The sequence below is a fragment of the Gemmatimonadaceae bacterium genome, assembly GCA_035606695.1.
Classification (GTDB): Bacteria; Gemmatimonadota; Gemmatimonadetes; order Gemmatimonadales; family Gemmatimonadaceae; genus JAQBQB01.
In genome coordinates, this window is record DATNEW010000015.1 from 178,517 (window position 1) to 198,492 (window position 19,976).

Annotated in this window: 15 protein-coding genes; 9 read left to right on the forward strand and 6 right to left on the reverse strand. The window is 65.0% G+C overall.

Annotated elements, in window-relative coordinates; translation table 11 throughout:
- Positions 1 to 2: 2 nt before the first annotated feature.
- The 3 genes from VN706_05735 to VN706_05745 all read right to left on the reverse strand — a co-directional run bounded on the left by VN706_05735 (position 3) and on the right by VN706_05745 (position 3,815).
- On the reverse strand, positions 3 to 2,702 hold the full coding sequence (locus VN706_05735) for an ABC transporter permease (GenBank protein HXT15109.1): 2,700 nt from the start codon (positions 2,700 to 2,702) through the stop codon (positions 3 to 5).
- Positions 2,703 to 2,712: 10 nt separating this feature from the next.
- Positions 2,713 to 3,045 (reverse strand): PadR family transcriptional regulator, encoded by a 333-nt coding sequence (locus VN706_05740; GenBank protein ID HXT15110.1) that lies wholly within the window; start codon positions 3,043 to 3,045, stop codon positions 2,713 to 2,715.
- Positions 3,046 to 3,131: 86 nt separating this feature from the next.
- Positions 3,132 to 3,815, reverse strand: a complete 684-nt coding sequence (locus VN706_05745; protein ID HXT15111.1) for a hypothetical protein — start codon at positions 3,813 to 3,815, stop codon at positions 3,132 to 3,134.
- A 62-nt stretch (positions 3,816 to 3,877) separates the two neighbouring features.
- Between VN706_05745 and VN706_05750 the strand changes: the two genes are divergently transcribed.
- From VN706_05750 to VN706_05780, 7 genes are all read left to right on the forward strand, one after another.
- Positions 3,878 to 5,977, forward strand: a complete 2,100-nt coding sequence (locus VN706_05750) for a TonB-dependent receptor (GenBank protein ID HXT15112.1) — start codon at positions 3,878 to 3,880, stop codon at positions 5,975 to 5,977.
- Between the two features lie 32 nt (positions 5,978 to 6,009).
- Positions 6,010 to 6,828, forward strand: a complete 819-nt coding sequence (locus tag VN706_05755) for a hypothetical protein (GenBank protein HXT15113.1) — start codon at positions 6,010 to 6,012, stop codon at positions 6,826 to 6,828.
- Positions 6,825 to 7,955 (forward strand): o-succinylbenzoate synthase, encoded by a 1,131-nt coding sequence (menC, locus tag VN706_05760; protein HXT15114.1) that lies wholly within the window; start codon positions 6,825 to 6,827, stop codon positions 7,953 to 7,955. Before VN706_05755 ends, menC begins: the two co-directional genes overlap by 4 nt.
- The gene (locus VN706_05765) at positions 7,952 to 9,118 is read left to right on the forward strand and encodes a M20 family metallopeptidase (GenBank protein HXT15115.1); all 1,167 of its coding nucleotides are present in this window, start codon (positions 7,952 to 7,954) and stop codon (positions 9,116 to 9,118) included. Before menC ends, VN706_05765 begins: the two co-directional genes overlap by 4 nt.
- A gap of 117 nt (positions 9,119 to 9,235) precedes the next feature.
- Positions 9,236 to 11,521 carry a hypothetical protein gene (locus VN706_05770; protein ID HXT15116.1) on the forward strand — a complete coding sequence of 762 codons (2,286 nt, stop codon included), beginning with the start codon at positions 9,236 to 9,238 and terminating at the stop codon, positions 11,519 to 11,521.
- A gap of 63 nt (positions 11,522 to 11,584) precedes the next feature.
- On the forward strand, positions 11,585 to 12,049 hold the full coding sequence (locus VN706_05775) for an FKBP-type peptidyl-prolyl cis-trans isomerase (GenBank protein HXT15117.1): 465 nt from the start codon (positions 11,585 to 11,587) through the stop codon (positions 12,047 to 12,049).
- Complete coding sequence (locus VN706_05780; protein HXT15118.1) at positions 11,971 to 14,082, forward strand: acetoacetate--CoA ligase; 2,112 nt, start codon at positions 11,971 to 11,973, stop codon at positions 14,080 to 14,082. The genes VN706_05775 and VN706_05780 overlap by 79 nt, the downstream gene beginning before the upstream one ends.
- Positions 14,083 to 14,091: 9 nt before the next feature.
- Here the strand turns inward: VN706_05780 and VN706_05785 are convergent, their stop codons facing one another.
- Positions 14,092 to 15,795, reverse strand: a complete 1,704-nt coding sequence (locus VN706_05785; GenBank protein HXT15119.1) for a serine/threonine-protein kinase — start codon at positions 15,793 to 15,795, stop codon at positions 14,092 to 14,094.
- A 117-nt stretch (positions 15,796 to 15,912) separates the two neighbouring features.
- Between VN706_05785 and hppD the strand changes: the two genes are divergently transcribed.
- Positions 15,913 to 17,037, forward strand: coding sequence for a 4-hydroxyphenylpyruvate dioxygenase (gene hppD / locus VN706_05790; GenBank protein HXT15120.1), 1,125 nt, complete (start codon positions 15,913 to 15,915; stop codon positions 17,035 to 17,037).
- Positions 17,038 to 17,177: 140 nt separating this feature from the next.
- Entirely contained in the window at positions 17,178 to 18,362 is a 1,185-nt protein-coding gene (locus tag VN706_05795) for a homogentisate 1,2-dioxygenase (protein HXT15121.1), read from the forward strand.
- Between the two features lie 33 nt (positions 18,363 to 18,395).
- Here the strand turns inward: VN706_05795 and VN706_05800 are convergent, their stop codons facing one another.
- Both VN706_05800 and VN706_05805 read right to left on the reverse strand, forming a co-directional pair.
- Positions 18,396 to 19,196, reverse strand: coding sequence for an enoyl-CoA hydratase/isomerase family protein (locus VN706_05800; GenBank protein HXT15122.1), 801 nt, complete (start codon positions 19,194 to 19,196; stop codon positions 18,396 to 18,398).
- Entirely contained in the window at positions 19,193 to 19,948 is a 756-nt protein-coding gene (locus VN706_05805; GenBank protein ID HXT15123.1) for a hypothetical protein, read from the reverse strand. Before VN706_05805 ends, VN706_05800 begins: the two co-directional genes overlap by 4 nt.
- Between the last annotated feature and the right edge of the window lie 28 nt (positions 19,949 to 19,976).

Here is a 19,976-nt window from a genome sequence, read left to right on the forward strand (position 1 = left end):
GACTAGTCCCCGCGCAACACCACCGTCGGGTCGACCAGCATCGCCCGGCGCGCGGGGACGAGCGTCGCCAGCACCGTAACGAGCACCGTGACTACCGCCGCGCCGGCGTAGATCGCGGTGCTCGTTGCGCTGACGCCGTAGAGCAGCGACGCCACCAGTCGGCTCGCCGCGAACGCACCGGCGACACCGATGACGACGCCGAGCACCGCGATCGTGAGCCCTTCGTTCAGCACGAGTCGCACGACGTCGCGCGCCGTCGCCCCAAGCGCCATGCGGACGCCGATCTCGCGCCGCCGGTCGCTGACGCTCAGCGCGATCACTCCGTACAATCCGACCATCGCGAGCACGAGCGCCGCCGCGGCAAAGAACGCGATCAGCGTCATGCTGAACCGCCGCTGCGCGAGCGATTCGTCGAACACCGCCTGCATCGGCCGCGCGCGCGAGACCGCCAGCGTTGGATCGAGTGCCTTCACTTCACGCTTGAACGCCGGCAACAGCGCTGCCGGTTCGCCGCGCGTGCGAATGACGAAGTTGAGTCCCGGATACGACATCTGCTGTTCGGGGACATACGTCTGCGCGGCCGGCGGACTGTCGAGCGATCCCGACTGCACGTTCTCGACGACGCCGACGATGGTGCGCGCGTCCTGATTGCGCGAGAAATCGAAGAACGTTCGAAGCTGCTTGCCCATCGCCTGGCCGCCGAGGTAGCGTCGCGCATACTCACGGTTGACGACGACGACGTGCGGGGCGTTCGCGTCATCGGACGGATTGAACGTGCGGCCCTGGAGCAGCTTGATGCGCATCGCCTTGAAATAATCGCCTTCGACGACGTAGTACTCCGTCGGATGCGCCTTGCCGGGAATCGGCGGCGGCTCGCCCACGGTCGCCGTGCTGCCGGTTTCCGCCGCGTCTCCGAGTGGCAGCACGCTGATCGCGCCGGCGGCTTCGACGCCCGGCATCACCGCGACACGATTCTGCAGCTCGCGAAGAAATTGCGCCCAGTGCGGACCGTCGGCCACAGGATTGAACGCACCCGGCAGCGGCAACGTGACGTTACCGGAGAGCACGTGCGATGGATCGAAGCCGGGTTCAGTGTGTTGCAATCGCACGAAGCTCGTCGTGAGCAGCGCGGCACCGATCAGCAGCATCAGCGAAAGCGATACTTCGGCGACGACGAGCGTGCGGCGTCCCAATGCGTGTTGCTTTCCCGTTCCACTGCGCGAGCCGTCTTCCCGCAGCGTCGTTGCCAACGTTCCCGCACGTGTCTGCGTCGCCGCGGCCAGGCCGAAGATGCTGCCGGCGATGAGCGCGATGACCGTCACCGCCAACGCCACGCGCCAGTCGACGCCGACGTCGTCGGCGCGCGGCATGGAGCCGGGGATCATCGCGAGCATCACGCGCGTGGCGTAGACGGAGAGCGCGAGCCCGATGAGCGAGCCTCCCGCCGCGAGCAGCACGTTCTCAGTGACGAGTTGTCGCGCGATGCGGCCACGCCCCGCGCCGAGTGCCGCGCGCACAGCGAACTCCCGTTGGCGCCGCGCCGTCCGGCCGACGAGAAGATTGGTCACGTTCGCGCACGCGATGCAGAGCAGCAGGGCGACCGCGCCAAGCAGCAGGTAGAGCGGCCGGCGTACGTGTTCGCCGGCCTGCTGCTTGAGGTCCGAGATTTTGTAATGCAGATCCAGCTTCGGGGCGAACGCCTTGACCCACCGATTGATCTGCGCATCGAGTGCCGCGTACAGCCGCTGAGTCGGTACACCCGGATTCAGGCGCGCAACCGCGGCCATATTCTGCGTGCCGTAATTCTTTCGCTCCTTCTCGGTGAAGCCCATCGGCGTCCAGAGCGCGGAGTGCGAACCGAACTGCAAGCCGGCCGGCAACTCGGCGCCGCGTGGAAACGCGAAGCCTTTTGGCATGATGCCGACGACGGTGAATCGCTCACCGCTCAGGTCGATCGTTTTGCCGATCACGTTCTGGTCCGCGCCGAAGCTGCGCCGCCACAGCTCGTAGCTGAGAATGACAGTGTGCGCCGCCCCTTGCTCCGCGTCGGCATCGGTGAACCAGCGGCCCATCATCGGCCGCGTGCCGACGACCGCGAAGAACGACGGCGTCACTCGCGCGCCGGTGATCTGTTCCGGCTCGCCGCCGGACGTGATGCTGTAGCCCCACGCGCGGAACGCGGCGGTCTTCGCGAGCGGTTGCACTTCGCCCCCCGGATTCGCGATGTCGTTGTAAAATCCGGCTGACACCGGGAGCTCGTCGCCATACTGCTTCGACGTCATCCAGATCATCACGAGCCGCGAGGGATCGGGATAGGGCAGTGGACGAAGCAGCACACCGTTGACGACGGTAAATACGGCTGTCGCCGCGCCAATTCCGAGTGCGAGCGTCGCGAGCGTCGCCAGCGTGAAGCCGGCGTTCTTGCGCAGCGTGCGCAGGGCGAAGCGGAGGTCCATCGCGAGATCCTGAAGCCGGTCGCGCCGCCCACGCTCGCGCTGCATGGTCGCACGGCCGACGCGCAGCTCGGCGCCGATCGCGTTCATGTCGCCGAACGCGCGCGTCGCGGCACGGCGAGCGTCCTCAGGGGACATGCCTTGCTCGATGAATTCCTGCGTGCGCATATCGATGTGAAAGCGCAGCTCGTCGCCGACGTCTTGCCGGGAATCGCCGCGCAGCGCGGAGGCGCGAAGGACACGTCGCATGCGTCGCCTCCTATGCCGGCGCGCTGGTGAGCGCGTGACTGACGGCGGACGAGAACTGTGACCACCGCTTCGTCTCGGCGCGCAGATGCGCGCGGCCGTCGGTGGTGAGCGAGTAGTACTTCGCTTCACGACCGGTGTCGGTGACGCCCCATTCCTCGGCGAGCCATCCGCGCCGCTCCAGGCGATGCAGCGCGGGGTAGAGCGCGCCTTCCTGCACGACGACGCCATCGGACGTCGTTTCGCGAATCCAACGGCCGATCGCGTAGCCGTGGCGCGGTCCCCAGCTCACGGCTTTGAGGATCAGCAGGTCGAGTGTGCCGGTAAAAAGATCTGAGCCAGCCATGCGGGCCTCGGAGTGGATACCTTGTTCACATAGGTATACAATCCGGCCATACCTATGTCAATAAGGGGTCGCGGCCGGCAGATCCGTCAGGCCGGGATCAGATCGCAGTACGCGAAGCGATTGTCGCGCAGGACCACCTCACCCACCGAGTATTGCACCGGTTGAGAGAAGATCGGGCCCGCGGCGACGAACGTGTGGAACTCGCCGCGCTCGCCGCACGGATCGACACTCGATGGCAAGTCGCGCAGCAGCTCAGCGTCGAATGCACGACCCGCGAAGCTGGCATCGAGCTGCGTCGTGTCGACGCACACGAGTCGCGCCTCAAATCCGGCGTCAATGAACTCGCGCGCGAGGGCGTCCGTCGGCCGGCCCCAGATCGGAAACAGGCACTCGAACCCGAGGGCGGCGATGCGCTCCTCGCGATAGGCGCGCACGTCGTGCAGGAACAAATCGCCGAACGCGACGCGTCGCACGCCGGGATACCGTACGCGCACGTCGTGCATCGTGCGCGCGACGGCCGCGTCATAGGCTTCGTTCGATGATTGCGCCTCGAGCACGATCTCGTGCACCGGCAGCCCGAGCGCCCGCGACTGCTCGGCGAGCAGCGCCCGGCGCACCCCGTGGATGCTGATGCGATCGTACGCCGGCGTGACGGTCGTGAGCAGGGCAACGACTTCGACGTTGGGCTCAGCGCGCAGCGCCGCAAGCGTCAGCGAGCTGTCTTTACCGCCGCTCCAGCTCAGAACGACGGGTTCCTTAGCGGGATTCATCCTCGAAACCTAGAGTGCCCGCGCGTACATTGAATTGGCTCACTCCTTTGGACTGCTCTCCCGTGCTTCCTTCCTCTCGCTTTCTGGCAGTCCTCGCGCTTGCTCCGCTGCTCGCGCGCACGCTTCGCGCGCAGGACACCACGGTGAAGCGCTTACCGCCCGTCGTGACGGTGACGCGCGACGTCGGTCGGTCCCCGCTCGACTTGCCGTACGCCATCACGAGCTTGCGGCCCGACAGCATCAATCCCGGACAGACGCACACGTTCGTCGAACAGACGTTGTCATTTCTGCCCGGCGTCACGGTGGCTAATCGCACCAATCCGTCGCAGGACACGCGCATCTCGGTGCGAGGGTTCGGCGCGCGCTCGCAGTTCGGCGCGCGCAGCATTCGCATTCTGCGCGACGGCATGCCGCTCACCCTGCCCGACGGCCAAACGCCGATCGACTATCTCGATCTCGAGTCCGTGGGCCGCGTCGAAGTCATTCGCGGTCCGGCCTCGGCGCTCTACGGCAACGCGTCAGGCGGCGTCATCGATCTGCGTTCCGTCGATCCGCCGGATGTGCCGCTGTCCGTGCAGGCGCGCTCATGGGCGGGAAGCCAGAATCTCAAACGCTACGTTGGCCTGTTGGGTGGCACGGCGGGGCCGTTCGCCTACACGGGCAACATTGGCCGCACGCAGAACGACGGTTTTCGAGCGTATGCGCATCAGCGGTTGACGAACGCGTTCGCGCGCGTGACGTCGACGCTCGCGGGCACTGACTTCGCGCTGCTCGGCATGGGGCTCGACATGCCGGTCGCCGAGAATCCGGGAGCGCTCACGCTCGCGCAGGCGGATAGCGCGCCGGCCCAGGCCGATCTGCCGTCGGTGCAGAAGCGGGCGCGCAAAGCCGTGCATCAGGTGCAAATCGGACTGTCGGCGCGACACGACGTGGCGAACGGCGGCGAGTTGAGCGCGCAGGTCTACGGCGGCACGCGCTCGCTCTACAATCCGCTGACCTTCGCGGTCGTCGGCGTCGATCGGCATCAAAGCGGTGCCGCGGCGCGACTCACGCTGCCCTGGCACCTCGCGGATTTCGCCAATCGATTGAGCTTCGGCGCCGACGCGCAGTGGCTGAATGACGCGCGCAAGAACTGGACGAACTGCAACGGCGTCGCGAAGACGAGCGCAACGTGTCCGGTCGTGAACATTGACAAGGGATCGCTCACGCTCGACCAACGCGAGCTCGTGTCGAGCGTCGGGCCGTACGTGCGCGATGAGTTCGACGTCGGTCGCGTGCGCGCGAGCGCGGGCTTGCGCGCCGACCAGGTGAAGTTCGAGGTGAAGGATCACTTCCTCGCCGACGGCCGCGATGACTCCGGCGAGCGCACGCTGCACGCCGTCAGCCCGATGATCGGTGTTGCGTCGCGGCTGTCGCCGTTTCATTCGCTCTACGCCAACATAGGCTCGGCATTCGAAACGCCGACGACGACCGAGCTTGGCAACCAGGCGGACGGCAGTGCCGGCCTCAATCGCGATCTCAAGCCGCAGTATTCGACGACGTACGAAGTTGGCGGCAAAGGCATCGTGTTGTCGCGCGTTCAGTATGATGTCGCCGTGTTCGACACGGAGGTGCGCGACGAGCTCATTCCGTTCGAGGTGCCCGGCGGCGCGGGACGCACGTACTATCGCAACGCCGGCCGCACGCGGCGCCAAGGTTTCGAGCTCGAAGGCGGGACAGACGTCGGGTCCGTGACGTTCACGACGTCGTACGCTTTCTCGAATTTCCGTTTTCGCGATTTCGTGAATGGCGCCGCACAGTTCGCGGGGAATCATATTCCGGGAATTCCCGAGCACCAGCTGCAGGCCGCGGCGACATATCATATCGGCCGCGGGTTCGTGGTCGCAGAGGGCATATCGAAGAGCCAGGTCTTCGTGAACGACGCGAACGCCGCGTCAGCGCCGTCGTTCGGCATTCTGAATCTGCGCGGCGGCGCGACCGCCGTATTCGGCCGGCCGTGGCTCTCGCCGGTGGTCGGCGTCCAGAATCTCTTCGACAAACACTACATCGGGTCTGTTGCGGTGAACGCCGCGGGAGCCACCGTTGCGGCGACGAAGTTCTACGAGCCGGCGCCCGGCCGGACGTGGTACGTCGGACTCAGCGCGGCGACGAGCGCCTGGTAGCGGCGGACCGGCGTTCCTTCCATTTTCGCTGCATGGATCGATCGACAATCGAGGTGCGCAACCTGGCGACGCCCGCCGAGCTCCAGGCGTGCGTCGATTTGCAGCATGAGACGTGGGGCCGCGACTTCAGCGACGTCGTTCCAGCGAGCATTCTGAAAGTCTCACAGCGCGTCGGCGGCGTCTCGGCCGGCGCGTTCGACGCAGAGGACGCGCTCGTCGGCTTCGTGTTCGGCATCACGGGCGTCGAGCGTGGTGCGATCGTGCATTGGTCCGACATGCTCGCCGTGCGACCCGGCGCGCGAAATCTCGGCGTGGGACGACTGCTCAAGGAGCATCAGCGCCGCACCGTACGCGCACTTGGCGGCAAGGTGGTCTATTGGACGTACGATCCACTCGTCGCGCGCAACGCTCACCTCAACTTTAATCGGCTCGGCGTGCGGTTGGCCGAGTATGTCGAGAACATGTACGGGGTGACCGACAGCATTTTGCATGGCGGCCTGCCAACCGATCGACTGGTGGTGGCGTGGCCGACCGACGACGGCGAGATGGCGGAGTGTCTTTCGCGATCGGAGCGCGCCTTGGCTTCCGCTGATTGCCGCGCCGCCCCGCTGATCACTGACGAGTGGATGGAAGGCGCGCACGAGATGGCCGCGTTGCCGCCCTGCGTCCGCGTCGAAGTGCCGGCCGACATCGAAGGCTTGATTGCCGCGACGCCCAAGGTCGCGGCCGAATGGCGCAGGCGCGTGCGGCGCGCGCTCCAATGGGCGCTGCATTCCGGGTACGAGATGAGCGCCTTTTCGCTCGACGCAGGCAACGGGCGCGGCTACTACCTCATGACGATCGCTACATGATTCAAATAACCAGTATTATACTTCGCGAAATTCACCTCGCGCTGAAGGAACCGTTTCGCATCTCGTCCGGGGTCGTCGCCGAACGGCGGATTTGTCTCCTCGAGCTGCACGACGCCGACGGCACGATCGGCTGGTCGGAGTGCGTCGCCGGCGAACAACCCAACTACAGCGCCGAGACGATCGACACCGCGTGGCACGCGATGCGAGAATGGCTTGCGCCGCGCCTCTTGTCACAGTCGGTCGAGCACCCAGCGCGGGTCTTTGCGCTGCTCGATCGCAACGTCCGCGGTCACAACATGGCCAAGGCAGCGCTCGAGATGGGCTGCTGGGACGTCGCCGCGCGCCAGGCCAACGTCTCGTTGTCTCGCCTGCTCGGGGGCACGCGTGATCGAGTCGCCACTGGCATCTCGATCGGCATTCAGGCCAATCCCGCCGCGCTGGCCGAACGTGCGCGGGCCGCGTTCGCGAGCGGCTATCGCAAGATCAAGGTCAAGATCGAACCGGGCGCGGACATTGAGTTCGTTCGCGCGGTCCGCGCCGCGCTCGGCGACGACGTGCACATGATGGCCGACGCGAACTCGGCTTACACACTCGCCGACGCCGATCATCTCGCACGGCTCGACGAATTCAATCTCATCATGCTCGAGCAGCCGCTGGGCCGCGACGATCTCGTGCGGCACGCGCAGTTGCAACGGCGGTTGGCGACGCCCATCTGTCTTGATGAATCGATCACCGACGTCGATCGCGCCGAGGACATGATTGCGTTGCAGGCAGGGCGCATCGTGAACATCAAGCCCGGGCGAGTCGGTGGCTTCGCGGTGTCCAAGGGCATTCACGACGTCTGTCAGCGTAGCGCCGTTCCGGTCTGGTGCGGCGGCATGCTCGAGAGCGGCATTGGTCGCGCGCACAACGTGGCGCTGGCCTCGCTGCCGAACTTCAGCCTGCCCGGCGACCTTTCGCCGAGCTCGCGCTATTGGGCGCGCGACATCGTGACGCCCGAGTGGACCATGGACGCCGACGGGATGGTGCACGTCCCACTCGACCGGCCTGGTATCGGCGTCACGGTGAACCTCGACCGCGTCGATGACATCACGGTGCGGCGTGAAGTCCTCGAGCGTCGCCAGTGATCGCCGAGGCACTGTCCCGGACGCTCGTGTCGCTGCGCCGCGCCCTTCACGAGCATCCGGAGCTCGCGCTCGAGGAAGTGAAGACCGCCGAGACGCTGGAGCGAACGCTCCGCGACCTCGGCATCTCGGACATTCAGAGAATTGGAAAGACCGGAATCGTCGCGCGCGTGCGCGGGCGACGCTCGAGCGCCCCGCTCGTCGCCGTGCGCGGCGACATCGACGCGCTTCCAATTCAGGAAGCCACCGGCTTGCCGTTTGCCTCGCGCGTGGCCGGTGTGATGCACGCTTGCGGACACGACGTGCACGCCGCGTGGGCGGTCGGCGCCGCCGCCCTGTTGGTCGAGCAGCCGGCGGCCGGTGACGTGCTCGTGGTGCTTCAGCCGGCGGAAGAGACGGGAAAGGGTGCGCTCTCGATCATCGAGAGTGGCGCGCTCGATGGTGTGCGAGCCATCTTCGGCGCGCACGTCGATCGGCGATTTCCTGTCGGCCAGGTCGTTGCCGACGAAGGCCCGCTGGCCGCGTCAGCCGACATGTTCGAGATCGAGATTGTCGGCGCCGGCGCACACGCCGCGCGGCCGCACGAAGCGCGAGATCCGATCGTGGCCGCCGCGGCCGTCATCACCGCGCTGCAGTCGATCGTCGCACGGCGGCTGAATCCCGCGACACCCGGTGTGGTCACTGTAGCTACGATCCACGCCGGCACGGCGAACAACGTGATTCCGGATCGTGCCGTGATGGCCGGAACCGTCCGCGCCGTCGATCGGCAGTCGCGTTCGTTGATGCTCGACGAGCTGCGTCGCCTCACGATGTCGGTTGCATCCGGGTTTGGTGTCGAGGCGCGCGTCACGATCGACGAAGGGACGCCGCCGATCGTCAATCCGGCCGAGACAACGCGATGGGCCCGTGCCGCCGCGTCCGCTGTCGTCGGCAGCGCGAACGTGGTCCCGCTTGGATTCCTCAACATGGCCGCCGAGGACTTCGCGCATTACATGGAGCGCATTCCGGGCTGCTTTCTGCGGGTCGGCGCACGCGAGCCCGGCGGCGACGTGATCGCGGCGCATTCGCCGCGCTTCTATGCGGCCGAGGAGAGCATCGGCGTGGGGGCCGCGGTGCTCGCGGAATGCGCGCGGACGGCCTCGCGCGAATTGGAATCAAACCCATGACATTATTATCGTTGCCCGATCGGGGCGGGAACGTCCTTCAGGTGTCGATAATTACTACGGAACACACCTAGTTTTCGGGGTAAGGCATTGGTCCTTCCTCCGCTCCAAACCCCGCCGATGTCTCCTCGCTTGACCCTTCGCCAGTATGCGCTGGTGCTCACCACGCTCGCGCTTGCCGCGTGCGGCGGTACTGAGCCTGTTGCGCCGTCGAATGCGCCGCCCGCGCGCTTGAACGCTGTTACCGATCTGAGCCGCACCGCGGCCGTCGGCACGGTGATTCCCAACGCGATTGTCGTTACGGTGACGGATTCATCGGGGCGTGCGGTGCAGGGCGTCGCCGTCGCGTTCGCCGTAACGGCGGGGAACGGCTCGACGAGCCCGCGCATCGCGACGACCGACGTACACGGCCAGGCGACTGCCAGCTGGACACTCGGCACAATCGTCGGCGCGAACGAAGTGACTGCGTCCGTTACAGGGGTTGCCTCGCCAATCAAGTTCACGGCGACCGGCACCGCCGGACCCGTGACCACGATCTCGTTGTCGACTCAGAACGCTCGCTTGCTCGCGAATGTCGACACGCTTCGGCTGTCCGCGAAAGCGCTCGATGCATTCGGCAACGTCACGTCGCCTGCGCCGACGTTCACCGTGCGCGACGTGTCGCTCGTGTCGATCGATGCGGGTGGTCTGGTGCACGCGCTCAAGCGCGGCTCGGGTACCTACATCGTCGCGACGGCGGGCAACAAATCGGACAGCACGCTCGTGACCGTGCTCGCGCCGGGACAGTCGGCGTGTACCGCGGCCGCCACGCCCGTTTCCATGGCCGTTGGCCAGGTGCTGACCGACGTCTCGCCCAGCGGCGTCTGCGTTCACGCAGATAGTCCGAACGCCGAGTATGCGTTGGTGCCGTTCTTCGATGCCGCGCAGCCGAGCAGCGTGACCACGGTCGAAGTGCATCCATTTGGAATTGCGCCGCTGCCCGTGAGCGCGGCGGCGCTGCGTCGCCCCGTCGCGCCAAGCGCGACATCCGACTGGCCGCAGCCGGACGAACAGTTCGAGGCGGCTCTTCGCGAGCGCGAGCGTGTTGAATCAGCCAAGCGGCCGTTCGTCGCACGACGCGCGATGTCCGCGAATCGGAACCTCGTTGGCGCTTCGGCGCCGACCACGGTGCCCGCGGTCGGCGACATCATGAAGCTCAACGCGAACGCGGTCGATTTCTGCACCAATCCCGACTTCCGGATCGGTCGCGTGATGGCCGTGACCAACAAGGCGATCATCGTCGCGGACACGGCGAATCCGCCCGGTGGCTTCACGGTCGATGAGTTCAAGTCGATCGGCGCCACGTTCGATTCGCAGATCAATCCAATCGATAGTGCGGCGTTCGGCAACGTGACCGACATCGACAACAACGGCCACGTGATTCTGTTCTTCACACGCGCCGTGAACGAGCTCACGCCGCAAGGCTCGCCGAGCGGTGTGTTCCTGGGTTTCTACTATCGCCGCGATCTGTATCCCAGGACCGGATCGGCCGATGGCGACTGCCCCGGCAGCAACCAGGCTGAGATGTTCTATCTCATCGTGCCGGATACCGGCGCCCTGATCAACGGGAATCGCCGCACGAAACAGCAGGTCGTCGTGTGGACGAACGGCACGGTCGCGCACGAGTATCAGCATCTCATCAACGCCGCGGGCCGCATGTATGGTCCGAACCCGAACGGCGTCTTCGAGGAGAAGTGGCTCGATGAAGGGCTGGCGCACATCGCCGAAGACCTGAACTTCTGGGCCGCCTCGGGGATGAAGCCGCGCACGAACGCGGACGTGAGCCTGTTCAACGATCCTCACATCTCCGACGCGTACGGCACGTACGCGAACAACAACATGCTGCGCTACGCGAGGTATCTCGCGAACACGGCCACGCAGGCGCCGCTCGGTAGCGACGCGAACGACGACGACCTGCAGACGCGTGGCGCGATCTGGAGCCTGCTGCGCTACCTCGCCGATCAGAAGTTCGGGGCGTCGGAGAACACGTTGTGGAACGCGCTCGCGAATTCGCGCACCGCCGGGATGGCGAATCTAGCCGCCGCACTCGGCACGGCGCCCAATTCGATGATTCGCGACTGGGCGATCTCCGTCTTGATGGACGACAATGCGCCGGGCGTCGATCCGCGCTTCACGCAGCCCAGTTGGAATTCACGAAGCATCATCTCGGCTGGTGGTCTTGCGTATCCGCTCGTGACGCGCACGCTCAGCGACGGCGTCACGGGAACGATGACCCTGGACGGCGACGGCGTTACGTACCTGCGCTTCTCCGTGCCCAATGGGCAGGACGCATTGTTCACGGTGACGTCGTCCAACGGCCAGCCGTTAGCGGCAGGCGTCAGGCTGGCGGTCGTGCGTACCAAGTAGGTGGCCGCGGACGGTTGGGTGTCGTAAATTCAACCGCGCCATTCACCATCCTTGCCATAGGTCATGAGAAAATTCCTGCTTCTGCTCGGGTGTGTTTCCCTCGCCGGCTGCCTCGGCGGCGACACCACCGGTGTGAACGGCACGCCGAGCGATCCGACGACGGAGTCGTTCGCGCCCGCATTGGGCGTGAACATCTCGCAGATGACGAAGGTGGCGGTCGGCAGTGAGTTCGTGTACTACAAGGATTTGGCGGTGGGCACTGGCACGTTGCTGTCCTCTCCGGTGACCGTCGTGATCACCTACGCCGGCTACCTGACGAACGGCGCCCTCTTCGACGGCGCGCAAGGCGTCGCGATTCCGCTTGCCGGTTCCGTCCCGGGCTTTCAAACGGGCATGCTCGGTATGAAAGAGGGCGGTGAGCGGTTGATCGTGATTCCGTCGGACCTTGGATACGGCAGCACGCAGGTTTCACGCATCCCGCCCAACTCCACGCTCGTGTTCGACGTGAGGCTGGAGCAGATACCGTAACGACCGCGCTCTGGCAACCGACCGCCGCGCAGATCGAGCGCGCGAACCTCACGCGCTTCATCGCGCACGTTCGCGCGCGCGGCGGCGAGCGCACGGCGCACATCGCAGACTACGACGCGCTCTACGAGTGGTCGATCAGGGATCTCGAATTGTTCTGGTCCGAGGTGCGCCGCTTCTGTGGGGTCGTGCAAGGACCAGCTGACCCGGGCGTCGCGTGCGAGCGCGTGCTCATCGGCCGCGATCGCGTCGCGCCGCCGGACCCGGTGCTCGGCCCCACTTGGTTCGTGGGATCACGTCTCAACTTCGCCGAGAACCTCCTTCGCTTCGATGACGACCGCGAAGCGATCGTATTCTGGAACGAGCGTGGAGCGCAGCGACGCCTGACGTATCGCGAGTTGCGCGGCGAAGTAGAGCGTGTCGCCGCGGCGCTTCGCGCGATGGGCGTCACCGTCGGCGATCGCGTTGCGGGCTTCATGCCCAATCTTCCCGAGACGGTCATCGCGATGCTCGCGACGACCAGCATCGGCGCCATCTGGTCGTCATGCTCGCCGGATTTCGGCGTCAGCGGCGTGTTGGACCGCTTCGGTCAGATCCAACCGCGCGTGCTGTTCTGCGCCGACGGATATCTCTACGGCGGCCGTGAGATCGACTGTCTTTCGCGCGTGCGTGAGATCGCCGAGCGAATCCCCGAGATCGAGCGCGTCGTCGTCGTTCCGTACATGAATCCATCGCCCGGGGTCTCGCCGATTCGCGCCGCGCAGTCCTGGAATGATTTCGCACCAATCGCCCATCGCCCAACGCCCATCGCCCAGCGCGACACGCCCATCGCCCAGCGCTTCGAACACCTCCCGTTCAACCACCCGATCTACATCATGTACTCGTCCGGCACGACGGGGCTTCCGAAGTGCATGGTCCACGGCGCCGGCGGTACGCTGTTGCAACATCTCAAAGAGCTCGTGCTGCACACGGATCTCACGCGCGACGATCGCATTTTCTACTTCACGACGTGCGGTTGGATGATGTGGAACTGGCTCGTGTCGAGCCTCGCTGTCGGCGCGGCGGTGATCCTGTACGACGGCGCTCCGCTGCTTCGGCACAGGCCCATTCTGTGGGACATGGCGGAAGCGGAACGCATCACCGTCTTCGGAACGAGCGCCAAGTGGATTGCCCTGGCCGAGAAGGAAGGCTTGCGCCCTGTCGAGTCGCATGACTTGAGCGCGTTGAAAGCGATCCTGTCGACGGGCAGCCCGCTCGCCGCGCACAGCTTTGATTACGTGTACGAGCACGTGAAACCGGACGTGCGGCTGAGCAGCATCAGCGGCGGCACCGACATCGTCTCGTGCTTCGCACTCGGCAATCCGATCGCGCCGGTATATCGCGGCGAATTGCAGACGCGCGGACTCGGCATGAAGGTCGAAGTGTTCGACGAACGTGGAAATTCAGTCGTTGGCCGGCAAGGCGAGCTCGTTTGCACGGCGCCGTTTCCCAGTATGCCGATCGCGTTCTGGAACGATCCGGATGGCGCCAAGTATCGCGCCGCGTACTTCGAACAATATCCGAATACGTGGCGTCACGGCGACTGGGCAGAGGTGACCGCGCGCGGCGGGATGATCATCTACGGTCGCAGCGACGCGACGCTCAATCCGGGCGGCGTGCGCATCGGGACCGCCGAGATCTATCGGCAGGTCGAGCAACTGCCCGAGATCGTCGAGAGTCTCGTGATCGGACAGGATGTCGCCGGCGCGAGCGGCACTGACGTTCGCATCGTGTTGTTCGTGCGACTCGTCGATGGCGCCGTGCTCGACGACGCGCTCAAGGAACGCATTCGTGTGCGCATTCGCGCGAACGCGAGCCCGCATCACGTACCGAAGAAGATCATCCAGGTCGCCGACATCCCGCGCACGATCAGCGGGAAGATCACGGAGCTCGCGGTGCGCGACGTCGTGCATGGGCGATCGGTGAAGAACGCCGACGCGCTCGCGAATCCTCAGGCGTTGGAATTGTTTCGGAATCTTCCCGAGCTGGCAACCTGACGACTCGGATCAGATTCGCGGGAACTGCTTCGGGCGCGCGACGTCGATCGATTCGCGCACCTGTTCGGCGAGTCGCTCGGCAAGCCGTCGGAGCTTCTCTTCGCGATTCCCTTTGTGTGAGCGAAAGATGAGCCGGCTGCCGACATAGCCGGTGAGGGCCGTGGCTGCCCACCCGAAGACGAACAGCGGTGTGCCGTTGTGCGCGGCGACTCCAATCCACACCGGCATCGACGCGCCCCCGACGCCGCCCGCCACACCGCCGAAAATGCCGCTCGCTGCAGCGACGAGACTTTCGCTAATCCGAATGCGTGTCTTCCCGTTGCGCGGGACAACGGAAACGTTCGTCGTGCCTTTTCGCGGGTTGCTTTGCCACGACAACGACCGCCCGACGATCGTCAATTCACCAGCTTCGCCCGCGGCACTGCGCACGATCTCGACCAGCAAGTCGAAATCGTCGATCGGCACTTCGCCCTCGACGACCATCTCGATGTCGATACGCGTCGGCGACCCGAGGAACGCGCCGGCGGGCGGTGAATTGTCGACGAGTTTTCCGGCCGTGCCAGGAGCGGCGGCGCCAATCCCATGCTCGAGCAACGCTCGATCGACGTACTTCGCCGGAATGCCCGCTTCTACCGCCGCGTCGCGAAGGTCCGCCGGCTTGTGGCCCGACGTGCGCGACAGATCGAGCTCTGAGGAACGCATTCGGATGGGCGTCGACTCGCGCGGCACCATGCCCGTCACTGCCTGAAGATCGGCGGCGCGCGCGAGAATGTCGTGCGCCTGCGTGTCCGACAGCAGTGGCGTGGCAGTCGCCGGCGCCGACGCGTCGACTTCGCTCATGACGCGCTGCACTTCGGCGTTCGCGCCCGTGAGTGCGGCGCTGAGCTCGGCGCAGGTCTGAAAGCGCCACGCTGGATCTTTCGCGAGACATTGATCGACGATGTCGGCGAGCGCACGCGGCGTTCGTGGCGCGACCACGTGGACAGGCGGCGCCGATTTGTTGACGTGCGCGATCAGGACGGCCGACGCCAGCGGTGCCTCGAATGGAAAGCGCCCCGTCAACGCGAAGAAGCCGACGACGCCGAGCGAATAGATGTCGCTTCGCGCGTCGATCGCGTCGCCCGAGACTTGCTCGGGGCTCAAGTAGTAGACGGTGCCGAGGATCTGGCCGGTCGCGGTGAGCGGCGCCGCCTCGGCCAGCCGTGCGATGCCGAAATCCGTCACGAGTGCGCGCCCGCTCACGCGATCGATCAGAATGTTCTCGGCCTTCACGTCGCGATGGATCACGCTGTGCTCGTGCGCGTACGACAGCGCATCGGCGACGTCGCGCAATGTGCGCACCGCGTCGCGTGGATCGAGCGGACCGCGATCGCGCACGCGCTGCGCGAGCGATTCACCTTCGACGTAGCCCATCACGAAGAAGACCTGGCCGTCGATCTCGTCCGCGCGATGGATGGGAACGATGTTCGGATGCGAGAGCGACGCCGCGGTGCGCGCCTCGCGAAGAAAACGCTCGCGCACCACCGAGTCGCTGGCGAGATGCATCGGCAGCGTTTTGATCGCGACGCGCCGATCGAGCCGCAAGTCGCGCGCGAGATACACGATGCCCATGCCGCCGCGCCCGATCTCACACTCGAGCTCGTATTGGCCGGCGAGCGTCGTCGCGAAGCGGCGAAACTCCGCGGTCTGTTCGGCGGGAAGCGATGAACTCACGCAGTATACATTATCCTCCCGACGGCCTTCGCGGAGCCCCTTCACCTGACCTTGCTCCGTCCCTACCATTTCGAGAGGGAATCACCGCCTATCAGCGTTATCAGCCGGGAGTGCACGATGGCCACGCAGACCATGCCCGTTAACGCGGAAGCGCACGACGTCTTTCCGATCAACGGCACCGATTACGTGGAGTTCTGGGTGGGCAACGCGAAACAGGCGGCCCACTTCTACCAGAGCGCCTTCGGCTTTCAACTCGTCGGCTATCGTGGACCGGAAACCGGCTCTCGCGATCGCGCGAGCTACGTGCTGGTGCAGAACAAGATCCGTCTGGTCGTCACGACGGCGTTGGCCCCGCAGGGGGTCGTCGCCGAGCATGTGGCGAAGCATGGTGACGGCGTGCGCGACATCGCCATGTGGGTGGACGACGCGCGCGACGCCTACGCGAAAGCCGTCGAGCGCGGCGCCGAATCGGTGCACGAGCCCAAGGTATTGCGCGACGACAACGGCGAGATCGTGATTGCCGCGATCAAGACGTATGGCGACACGATCCATTCGCTCGTCGAACGCCGGAACTATCACGGCTTCTTCCTGCCCGGCTTCGTCAAACGCGAGACGCACCACCAATCAGAGCCCGTGGGTCTCAAGTGGGTCGACCACATCGTCGGCAACGTCGAGCTCGGAAAGATGAACTCGTGGGTCGAGTTCTATTCGCGCGTGATGGGCTTCCGCAATCTGATCACGTTCGACGACAACGACATCAACACCGAGTACAGCTCGCTGATGTCGAAGGTGATGTCCAACGGCAACGAACGCATCAAGTTTCCGATCAACGAGCCCGCGGTCGGGAAGAAGAAGTCGCAGATCGAGGAATACCTGGACTATTACGGCGGCCCGGGCGTGCAGCATCTCGCGCTCGAGACGGACGACATCGTGCACACGGTCAAGACGCTGCGCGATCGCGGTGTCGAGTTCATGAAGGCGCCGACCACGTATTACCAGGATTTGCAGGAACGAGTCGGCAAGATCGACGAGGACATTCACGAGCTCGAATCGCTCGGCATTCTCGTTGATCGCGATCCCGACGGCTACCTGCTGCAGATCTTCACGCGCAACGTGCAGGATCGGCCGACGGTGTTCTTCGAGATCATTCAGCGCAAGGGTGCGCGCGGCTTCGGCAAGGGCAACTTCAAGGCGTTGTTCGAGGCGATCGAGCGGGAGCAGGAACTGCGGGGGAACCTGTGAGCGCCGTCATCCTCGCGAGCGACGAGTCCCCCGTCATCCTCGCGAGCCGCGAAGCGGCGAGTCGAGGATCTGCTTCTTACAACGCCGTTCCCACAAGCAGACCCTCGACTCGCTGCGCTCGCGAGGGTGACGACAACTAAATGCCCATCTACCACACCCTGGGAGAAATCCCGAAGAAGCGCCACACGGCGTTCCGCAAACCCAACGGCGGCATCTACGCCGAGGAGTTGATGGGACATGAGGGCTTCACCGGTACGTCGGCGCTGTTGTATCACGTGCATCCGCCAACGACCGTGAAGTCGGTGCGCCGCGTGAAGGAGACCACGTTCGAAGCTGATCCCGATCAGACGCTCAAGCATCGCCACTTTCTGACGTCGCACGCGAAGAAGGGCGGCAGCCCGACGCTCGATCGCATTCCGCTGCTGTTCAATCAGGACGTGGCGATGTCGTACGTCGAGCCTGACGTCGAGGATGAGCATTTCTATCGCAACGCACAGGCCGACGAGCTGGTGTACGTGGCGAAAGGGAAAGGCACGCTCGAGTCAGTGTTCGGCGACCTGCCGTTTCACGAGGGCGACTATCTCGTGATTCATCGCGGCATTCTCCACCGCTACACATTCGAGCAGCCGGCCAAGCTGCTCATCATGGAAAGCCGCGGCCACGTTCGCTGGCCCAAGCGCTACCGCAACGAGTTCGGCCAGCTGAAAGAAGGTGCGCCATACTCCGAGCGCGATATTCGTCGCCCTTTGATACTAAATACCCACGACGAGATGGGCGACTTCAAGCTCATCGTCAAACAATACGATGGGCTGAACGAGCTGATTCTCGATCACCATCCATTCGACGTCGTCGGCTGGGATGGCTACTTCTATCCCTGGGCGTTCAACATCAACGACTTCGAGCCCATCGTCGGACGCATCCATCAGCCGCCGCCGGTGCATCAGACGTTCGAGGGCGATGGCTTCGTCGTCTGCTCGTTCTGCCCTCGGCCGTACGACTTCGATCCGAACGCCGTCCCCGCACCATATAACCACAGCAATGTCGATTCAGATGAGGTGCTCTATTACGCCTCGTCCGAATTCATGAGCCGCAAGGGCATCGAGTTCGGGAGCATCACGCATCACCCGGACGGCATTCCACACGGGCCGCATCCAGGTCGCGCCGAGGCGTCGATTGGTGCGAAGGCAACCAATGAGCTCGCCGTGATGATGGACAGCTTCCGGCCGCTCAAGGTCGCGAAGCAGGCGCTGTCCATCGAAGACCCGAATTATCACAAGAGTTGGATCGACGCGCAGCACGCCGGGTTCAATCCGCCCACGACGTAGCGCTGGGCGGTTGGCGGTGGGCGCCGGGCGTCGTCAGCTCTTGAAGGCGGCGATCGCTTTTCGTGTGTAGTCTGACAACACCAGAGAGCCGCTCATCGCCGCACGCTCTTCCAATAGCTGCGGCCAATGCTGCGTCTCTTCCCACGTGATGCGCTTGATGCGCGCCACCGCCTCTGGATTCGAGGCCGCCAGTTTTTTTGCGAACGTATCGACTTCGCGATCCAGCGATTCGACATCCGGCACCACGCGCGCGTACAGACCGTGCCGCTCACCCCACGCCGCGTCGCGCCAATCCGCATCGATGGCCATCGCCGCGAACGCGCCCGCGCCGACCTTGTGCTCGATCGCCGGCCCTACCACGAACGGGCCGATTCCGACCGCCAGCTCGCTCAAACGCAGCGATGCCTTTTCCGTCGCGATCGCGTAATCGGACGCCGCGACGACGCCGACACCACCGCCCACCGCCTTGCCATGTACGCGCGTCACGATCGCACGCGGGCAGCGCGTCATCGCCAGAATGACGCGCGCGAACCCCATGAAAAATTCCTTGCCGGCCGCGGGCGAATCGATCGCCACCAACTCGTCGAATGACGCGCCGGCGCAGAATGCGCCCGCGCCATAGCTGCGCAACACGATCACCCGCACGTCCGCGCGCTGACCCAGCGCCGTGATCTCATCAGCGAGCGCGCGGAGCACTGACGCGGGCAGGGAATTGCTCTTCGGATGGCCAAACGCGACGTCGGCGACGCCATCGATCACGAACGACGAAACGTCGCCACTCGCGGCGAGTGGTGGATGTGATGGGTGCGACGAAAGCGTTCCCGCCGATGTCACCGGCCCACTCTCACGCGAAGCCCGCCGCGCACCGAGCCGATGCTCGTGTTCTTGAGAATGTCGCACCCGTTCGAGCTGCACGTGCTGTTCGGCGTCGCGAACCCGTTGCCGAAGCTCGTGAACCCGTACGACCACATTGCTTCGCCGAAGATCGCGTAGCGGTCGATGATGTTCTTGTCGAGCCCACCACCAATCGAAAACTCGGCGCCCGAGCGATGCTGCTGTTTCGCGTTCCCGGTGGTCGTCGCCGTCGTGTAGTGGATTTCACCGGGCGCCCAATTCATATAGCCAAAGGCGATGTTCACCGTTGGCATGATGAAGGGTGCGGGAATGCGAATGCGCACCATGCTGGTGATCTCGAGAATGCTCGCCTTGTCCGCCGTCGCGCTCACGATCGGGCCGCCCGTCGGCGGTGAGAAGTCGGCGACGAGTTGCGATTCTTTCAACGGCAGCTGACTATACCCGACGCCCAAGCCGAATCCGACGCGACTCATGCCACCCGAACCTGGCTGCCAATTCTCCCAGAAAAGATTCGCGCCGACGCCGCTGTTCCAATCGCGCAAGCTGCCCTGGGCGTTGACGGGCGCGGCGATTCCAGCGCTCAAGCGCAGGTAGTCGCCGGGAATGAGCCCTTCGGACGTCTGATCGGGCGATTGCGCGTGCGCGATGCATGGCGTCGCGAGCAATCCGGCGAGCAATCCGGCGAGCGCCGCGGCGACGATGGTGTATGACCGTAAGAACCGGAGGGGCATGCTGTTCGACCTTGGTTGGGCGACCCGC